Consider the following 7,335-nt stretch of genomic DNA (forward strand, 5'->3'; position numbering starts at 1 on the left):
AGGAGCTTGCACCCGCTGGGCCGCGAAGCGGCCCCGGAAAATAGGACTGCTATGCAGTCCAGCGGGAGCAAGCTCCCTCGCCACGGTAAAGCGCTCCTCCTTAACTGACTGGCATTATGCCGAGCCCGGCTCCCACGCTTCAGAGCCGGGCGTTGCGCAGAAAGGTTATCGGCGGGTCAGTAACACCCCGGATTCCATATGGTGCGTCCACGGGAACTGGTCAAACATTGCGCATTGGGTAATGCGGTGCGTGTCATGCAACTGCGCGATATTCGCCGCCAATGTTTCCGGGTTGCAGGAAATGTACAGGATGTTGTCGAAACGCCGGGTCAGTTCGCAGGTGTCCGGGTCCATGCCGGCGCGGGGCGGGTCGACGAATACGCTGCCGAATTCGTAGCTTTTCAGGTCGATGCCGTGCAGGCGACGGAACGGGCGCACTTCATTCAGCGCCTCTGTGAGTTCTTCGGCGGAGAGGCGCACCAGGGTGACGTTACCCAGCGCATTTTCATCGAGGTTGCTCAGGGCCGCATTGACCGATGTCTTGCTGATTTCGGTGGCCAGCACGTTACGCACGCGGGTCGCCAGTGGCAGGGTGAAATTGCCGTTGCCGCAGTACAGCTCCAGCAAGTCATCCGCGCGATCGCCCAAAGCGTCGTATGCCCAGTTGAGCATCTTCTGGTTCACCGTGCCGTTGGGTTGGGTGAAGGCGCCTTCGGGTTGGCGGTAGCTGAACGTGCGGCCGCCGACCTCGAGTTTTTCCACCACGTAGTCGCGGCCGATCACATCGCGCTTGCCCTTGGAGCGGCCGATGATGCTCACGTTCAGCTCAGCCGCCAGTTGGTTTGCGGCGGCGTGCCAGTGCTCATCCAGCGGGCGGTGATAGCACAGGGTGATCATCGCGTCACCGGCCAGGGTGGTCAGGAACTCCACCTGGAACAGTTTGTGGCTCAGGGCGGCGCTGGCTTGCCAGGCGGCCTTGAGCTGCGGCATCAACTGGTTGATGCGCTGGCTGGCAATGGGGAATTCTTCGATGAGGATCGGCGTGCGCTTGTCGTCCTGCGCGAACATCGCGTAGTGGCGTTCCCCGCCTTCGCGCCACAGGCGGAACTCCGCGCGCAGGCGGAAGTTCTGCGGCGGCGAGTCGAAGACTTGCGGCTCGGGCGCATCGAACGGTGCCAGCAGGTCACGCAGGCGCGTGACCTTGTCTTGCAGTTGAGCGGTGTAGCGTGCGGCGTCAAAAGTCATGCGTTGAACCAGCCCAGCTTGATCACAAACAGAATCGACAGAATCACCAGTGCCGGGTTCAGCTCACGGTAGCGGCCCGAAAGCAGCTTGATGGCGGTCCAGGCGATGAAACCGAAGGCGATGCCGTTGGCGATGGAGTAAGTGAAGGGCATCGCCAGGGCGGTGATTACCACCGGCGCTGCCACAGTAATGTCATCCCAGTCGATTTCGGCCAGGCCGGACGTCATCAAGACAGCCACGAACAGCAGCGCCGGCGCGGTGGCGAAGGCCGGTACGCTGGCCGCCAGTGGCGAGAAGAACAGCGCCAGCAGGAACAGGATCGCGACCACAATGGCGGTCAAGCCGGTGCGGCCACCGGCACTTACGCCGGCTGCGGATTCGATGTAGCTGGTGGTGGTCGAGGTGCCCAGCAGCGAACCGGCCATGGCCGCCGTACTGTCGGCGATCAGTGCACGGCCCATTTTCGGCATATGGCCGTCCTTGCCCATCAGGCCGGCGCGCTTGGCGACGCCGATGAGGGTGCCGGAGTTGTCGAACAGGTCGACGAACAGGAACGCGAAGATCACGCTGACCAGGCCGATGTCCAGCGCGCCCTTGATGTCCAGTTGCAGGAAGGTCGGCGCCAGGGACGGTGGCATCGAGGTCACGCCGCCGAACGGGGTGACGCCCAGCAGGATGGAGACAATGGTCACCGCCAGAATGCCGATCAGCACGGCGCCGCGTACCGCCAGGGCCTCCAGCGCGACGATCAGCACGAAACCGAGGGTGGCGAGGATCGGTGCCGGTTGTTTCAGATCGCCCAGGCCCACCAGGGTGGCCGGGTTGGCGACCACGATACCGGCGTTGTGCAGGGCGATCAGCGCCAGGAACAGGCCGATGCCGGCGGCAATCGCCGAGCGCAGGGGCAGGGGGATGCTGTTGATGATCCACTCACGGATACGGAAGATCGACAGCAGGAAGAACAGCACCGCCGAAATGAACACCGCGCCCAATGCAACCTGCCAGGTGTGGCCCATGTGCAGGACCACGGTGTAGGTAAAGAAGGCATTGAGGCCCATGCCCGGCGCCAGGGCGATCGGGTAGTTGGCGATCAGGCCCATCACCGTCGAACCGATGGCCGCCGCCAGGCACGTCGCGACAAACACCGCGCCTTTGTCCATGCCGGTTTCGCCGAGGATGCTCGGGTTGACGAACAGGATGTAGGCCATGGCCAGGAATGTGGTGATACCCGCAAGAATCTCGGTGCGCACGTTGGTGTTGTGGGCTTTGAGTTGAAACAGCTTTTCCAGCATGCCGGCTCCCTGTGACGCTATCTTGCGTCGTGATTTGTTGACCTCTAAGTCAAAGCACAAACTGCGCCAAGCGCTTGTGGCTTCAGAGAGGATCGGAAAAAGCGGCGCATCATACCAGCAGCCGAGGCTGTGTGGCGCATGGCCTTGAGGCATACTGCGCCAACGTTCAACAGCAGGTCATCGACAGCATGAAAAAAGCCAATGTGTGGAGTCTAGCGCTGATCCCTTGTCTGAGCCTGTGGCTCGGTGCAGCACCGGCGTGGGGCGCGGCTGCACCGGCTTTGAGCGAGGTGCGGGTGTTCAAGGTCGAGTCGAGCAAATGCAGCGAGGCCATCCCGGAGCGCGTGCAAACCACCCAGATGTGCGAGCACCGTGGGCCTACGAAGGTTTCAGTGATGGAGGTCGGCCTGGGCAATAGCCCGATGGGCCGCTTCAACGGCGCCGAGTTGAACGGGCAGCGCACGGCGGTGTGCGAGGTGGGAAACATCAGTGAGGCCTGCAACGGCGTGGGCACGTTGATGGGCTACATCTATGTGTTTGACCTGAACGTGCAGGCCCAGGGCTGGTTCGAATTCACCAATACGTCGATCAATCCTCCGCAGAACACGCTGAAAACCCAGCTCAATATCCGCTGATCAATCATCTTGAACGCTCAAAACCCTTGGAAGTCGTACCCCTGAGACGGCGATTTTCCTGAACGCCGCGGATGTAGACCAACCCGTGAGGTGTTTATGAGCGCGACCCCCAATGGCGCGGCGGCCCAGCCGTTCGTTGCCCACCCGATACGCTTGACCTTGAATGGCCAGGATCGCCAATTGAGTGTGTTGCCCTGGACCACCTTGCTGGACTTGCTGCGCGAGCAGCTCGACCTGGTCGGCAGCAAAAAGGGCTGCGACCACGGCCAGTGCGGCGCCTGCACCGTCTTGCGTGATGGCAAGCGCGTAAACGCCTGCCTGACCCTGGCTGTGATGTGCGACGGCGCCGAGCTGACCACCATCGAAGGCCTGGCCGACGGCGACCAACTGCACCCGATGCAGCAAGCCTTTATCAAGCACGATGCCTTCCAATGCGGCTACTGCACCCCCGGCCAGATCTGCTCGGCGGTCGGCCTGGCCAACGAAGGCCGCGCCCACGACAGCGCGCAGATCCAGGAACTGATGAGCGGCAACCTGTGCCGCTGCGGTGCCTACAGCAATATCCGCGACGCCATTGAAGAAGCGCTGCCGGCGTGCGGTAACCGGGGAGGTGAGCAATGAATCCCTTCCATTACAGCAAACCGGCCGATGTGCACGAGGCGGTCCACCTGAGCAGCGCAGCATCGCGCTTCATTGCCGGGGGCACCAACCTGCTGGACTTGATGAAAGAGAACATCAGCCGTCCCGAGCACCTGATCGATATCACCGGACTGCCGCTGCGCGCCATCGAAGAAACCGCTGAGGGCGGCCTGCGCATCGGCGCGCTCGTCAGCAATGCCGACCTGGCCTGGCACCCGCTGATCGAACAGCGTTACCCGTTGCTGTCCCAAGCCATCCTTGCCGGGGCCTCGCCGCAACTGCGCAACATGGCCAGTACCGGCGGCAACCTGCTGCAACGCACCCGTTGCTACTATTTCTATGACGCCACGGTGCCGTGCAACAAGCGTGAGCCCGGCAGCGGCTGCCCGGCGCGCACCGGCTTGAACCGCATCCATGCGATCCTCGGCGCCAGCGAGCAATGCGTCGCCACTCACCCCTCGGACATGTGCGTGGCCCTGGCGGCACTGGAAGCGCGGGTGCATGTGCAAGGGCGCGCCGGGGCGCGGGTCATCGAGTTTGCCGACTTCCACCGCCTGCCTGGGGACGCACCGCAACGCGACAACCAATTGGGCGACGACGAACTGATCACCGCCGTTGAATTGCCTGCCGATAATCTTGCCCGTCACAGTCACTACCTGAAAATCCGCGACCGTGCGTCCTATGCCTTCGCACTGGTTTCGGTTGCCGCCGCCCTGGAGCTGGACGGCGATGAGATCATCGACGCCCGCCTGGCCCTTGGCGGCGTGGCCCACAAACCCTGGCGTGACCGTGCCGTGGAAGCGTCGCTGATCGGCCGGACAGTCAGCCGCGAGACGTTCAGTAACGCCGCCGATGCCCTGCTGCAGGATGCCGAGCCGCTGCAACACAACGGCTTCAAGATCAAGCTGGCGCGCCGCGCAATCATTCGTGCACTGAGCGACGCTGCGGTCGCAGGAGAACAACCATGAGCGCCATCGGCAAACCCCTGGACCGTGTCGACGGTCTGCTCAAGGTCACCGGCCAGGCGCGCTATGCCGGGGAATTTCCCGAGGACGGCCTGCTGCATGGCAGCGTAGTCTCGAGCACTATCGCCAAAGGCCGGGTCATTCGGATAGACGCCTCCAGGGCCTTGGCGCTGCCGGGCGTGGTGGCGGTCATTGATCACCTCAATCGCCCGAAAATCGCCAGCTACGACGACGCCTTCGCCGATGCGGATGCCGCCGACGGCTCGCCATTTCGCCCGCTGTATAACGACCGCGTGCTTTACAGCGGCCAGCCGCTGGCCCTGGTGATCGCCGATAACCTGGAGCTGGCGCACCATGCCGGCTCGCTGGTCGACATTGAATACGCGGCGCAAGACTTCGAAACGGACCTGATCGCCCAGCAGGAATCGGCCCACCCTTCGCCCCAGACACCGCCCGGCCCGCGTGGCAACTTCCAGGCCGAATGGGCCGGCGCGGCCATCAGCCTCGACCTGCACTACAGCACGCCCGTCGAACACCATAACCCGATGGAGCCCCACGCCAGCACCGTGCTGTACCAGCCGGACGGCACGCTGCACATCCACGACAAGACCCAGGGCCCGCAGAACTGCCAGGCGTATGTGCAAAAGGTGTTTGGCCTGGATAAAAGCCAGGTGCGCGTCTTCGCCGCGTTCGTCGGTGGCGCCTTTGGTTCGGGCCTGCGCCCGCAGTACCAGTTGCCGCTGGCGGTGATGGCATCGCTGGCGCTCAAACGCTCGGTGCGCGTGACCCTGACCCGCCAACAGATGTTCACCTTCGGCTACCGCCCGCGCACCTTGCAGCGCTTGCAGATGGGCGCCGCCGCTAACGGGCGCTTGCTGGCCCTGGGGCATACGGCGATTGGCCAGACCTCACGCTTCGAGGATTTCAGCGAACACGTGGTGGAGTGGAGCGGCATGCTCTACCACTGCGATAACGTGCAATTGACCTACAAACTGGTGCCGCTGGACGTGTTCACCCCACTGGACATGCGTGCCCCCGGCGCTGCCCTGGGCGTGATTGGCCTGGAATGCGCCATGGATGAACTGGCCTGCGCCTTAGGCATAGATCCGGTGCAACTGCGCCTGATCAACTACGCCGAGCGTAACCAGAACGAAGACAAGCCCTGGTCGAGCAAAGCCCTGCGCGAGTGTTACAGCGAAGGCGCCGAGCGTTTTGGCTGGAGCCAGCGCAACCCTGAACCGCGCAGCATGCGCGACGGCCGCCAGTTGCTCGGCTGGGGCATGGCCGGCGGGGTGTGGGAAGCCATGCAGATGAAAGCCAGTGCCAAGGCGCGCATCGAAACCGACGGCACACTCACCGTCAGCAGCGCCACCACGGACATCGGCACCGGTACGTACACGGTGATGACCCAGATCGCGGCGCAAGCCAGTGGTGTGGCGATGTCGGATGTACGCTTTGTGCTCGGTGATTCTTCATTGCCCACGGCGCCGCTGCAGGGCGGCTCGTTTACCGTGTCCTCCGTCGGCACCGCCGTGCAGCAGGCGTGTGAAGCATTGACCGCCAAACTGCTGGCCGTCGCTCGGCAGACGTACCCGGTGTTCGAGCAGGCCGAGGCTGTGCGCTTTGAAGACGGCCATCTGCATACAGGTGATGTGAGTGTGTCGTTGGCGCAGTTGGTCAAGGACAGTGGCGAAGAGGCGCTGGAGGTGCAGGTCGACAGCGAGCCGGACAAAAAACGTGACGGCTATGCCACGGCCACCCATTCGGCGGTGTTTGTGGAAGTGCGGGTCGATGAAGACCTGGGCACGATCAAAGTCAGCCGGGTGGTCAGCGCGATAGCGGCAGGGCGCGTGGTCAACCCGAAGATGGCGCGCAGCCAGATCCTCGGCGGGGTGGTGTGGGGCATTGGCATGGCGCTGCACGAAGAGACCCAGATCGACCATCACCTGGGACGCTACATGAACCACAGCCTGGCCGAATACCACATCCCGGTGAATGCGGACATTGGCGAAATTGATGTGGTGTTTGTCGAAGAACACGACGAAATCGTCAACGCCCTTGGCTCCAAAGGCGTGGGCGAGATTGGCATCGTGGGGGTAGCGGCGGCGGTGGCGAACGCGATTTACCACGCCACCGGCAAGCGGGTGCGGGAGTTTCCGATCACGTTGGATAAGGTGCTCTAAAGACACCTCATAACCCTTGCGGCAGGGGGCTCGCCGCGATTACGGAGTGTCAGTCGACGATGCAATGACTGACCTTCCGCTTCGCAGGCAAGCCTGCTCCCACCGTTGGGATGCGCGTCATCCGACAGCTAAGCGTCGCGTTGGCTGCTCGGCCGCCACGGGAGCAAGCTCCCTCGCCACACGTCAGGCTTCGCATCAACGTTGTGTAGATACCCGTGGCTCTCGCGGGCAAACCCTAATGCCGGTCAGTTAAGCGCTAAAGCAGAAAAACCTGCGACCTGTGGCGAGGGAGCTTGCTCCCGTTGGGGCGCGAAGCGGCCCCAAAAATGGGACTGCTACGCAGTCCAGCGGGAGCAAGCTCCCTCGCCACAGGGAC

Annotated in this window: 6 protein-coding genes; 4 read left to right on the plus strand and 2 right to left on the minus strand. The window is 63.2% G+C overall.

What is annotated here, in order from left to right; genetic code table 11:
• Positions 1–165 precede the first annotated feature (165 nt).
• Together trmA and Q1V60_RS00245 are read right to left on the minus strand one after the other, a co-directional pair.
• Positions 166–1,245 (minus strand): tRNA (uridine(54)-C5)-methyltransferase TrmA, encoded by a 1,080-nt coding sequence (trmA, locus tag Q1V60_RS00240; protein ID WP_300626654.1) that lies wholly within the window; start codon positions 1,243–1,245, stop codon positions 166–168.
• A complete protein-coding gene (locus Q1V60_RS00245) occupies positions 1,242–2,537 on the minus strand; it encodes an NCS2 family permease (RefSeq protein WP_034117796.1) in 1,296 nt (431 codons plus the stop codon). The genes trmA and Q1V60_RS00245 overlap by 4 nt, the downstream gene beginning before the upstream one ends.
• A gap of 188 nt (positions 2,538–2,725) precedes the next feature.
• On the opposite strand from Q1V60_RS00245, the gene Q1V60_RS00250 reads away from it, so the two are divergent.
• The 4 genes from Q1V60_RS00250 to Q1V60_RS00265 all read left to right on the plus strand — a co-directional run bounded on the left by Q1V60_RS00250 (position 2,726) and on the right by Q1V60_RS00265 (position 6,959).
• Positions 2,726–3,172, plus strand: coding sequence for a DUF4879 domain-containing protein (locus Q1V60_RS00250; RefSeq protein ID WP_300626655.1), 447 nt, complete (start codon positions 2,726–2,728; stop codon positions 3,170–3,172).
• Positions 3,173–3,268: 96 nt separating this feature from the next.
• Positions 3,269–3,793: a (2Fe-2S)-binding protein gene (locus Q1V60_RS00255; protein WP_300626656.1), complete on the plus strand. Its 525-nt coding sequence runs from the start codon at positions 3,269–3,271 to the stop codon at positions 3,791–3,793.
• The gene (locus Q1V60_RS00260; protein ID WP_300626657.1) at positions 3,790–4,779 is read left to right on the plus strand and encodes a xanthine dehydrogenase family protein subunit M; all 990 of its coding nucleotides are present in this window, start codon (positions 3,790–3,792) and stop codon (positions 4,777–4,779) included. Before Q1V60_RS00255 ends, Q1V60_RS00260 begins: the two co-directional genes overlap by 4 nt.
• Entirely contained in the window at positions 4,776–6,959 is a 2,184-nt protein-coding gene (locus tag Q1V60_RS00265; protein WP_300626658.1) for a xanthine dehydrogenase family protein molybdopterin-binding subunit, read from the plus strand. Before Q1V60_RS00260 ends, Q1V60_RS00265 begins: the two co-directional genes overlap by 4 nt.
• Positions 6,960–7,335 lie beyond the last annotated feature (376 nt).

Origin of the sequence: Pseudomonas sp. (assembly GCF_030147005.1) — a bacterium.
In the GTDB taxonomy this organism is placed as follows: domain Bacteria; phylum Pseudomonadota; class Gammaproteobacteria; order Pseudomonadales; family Pseudomonadaceae; genus Aquipseudomonas.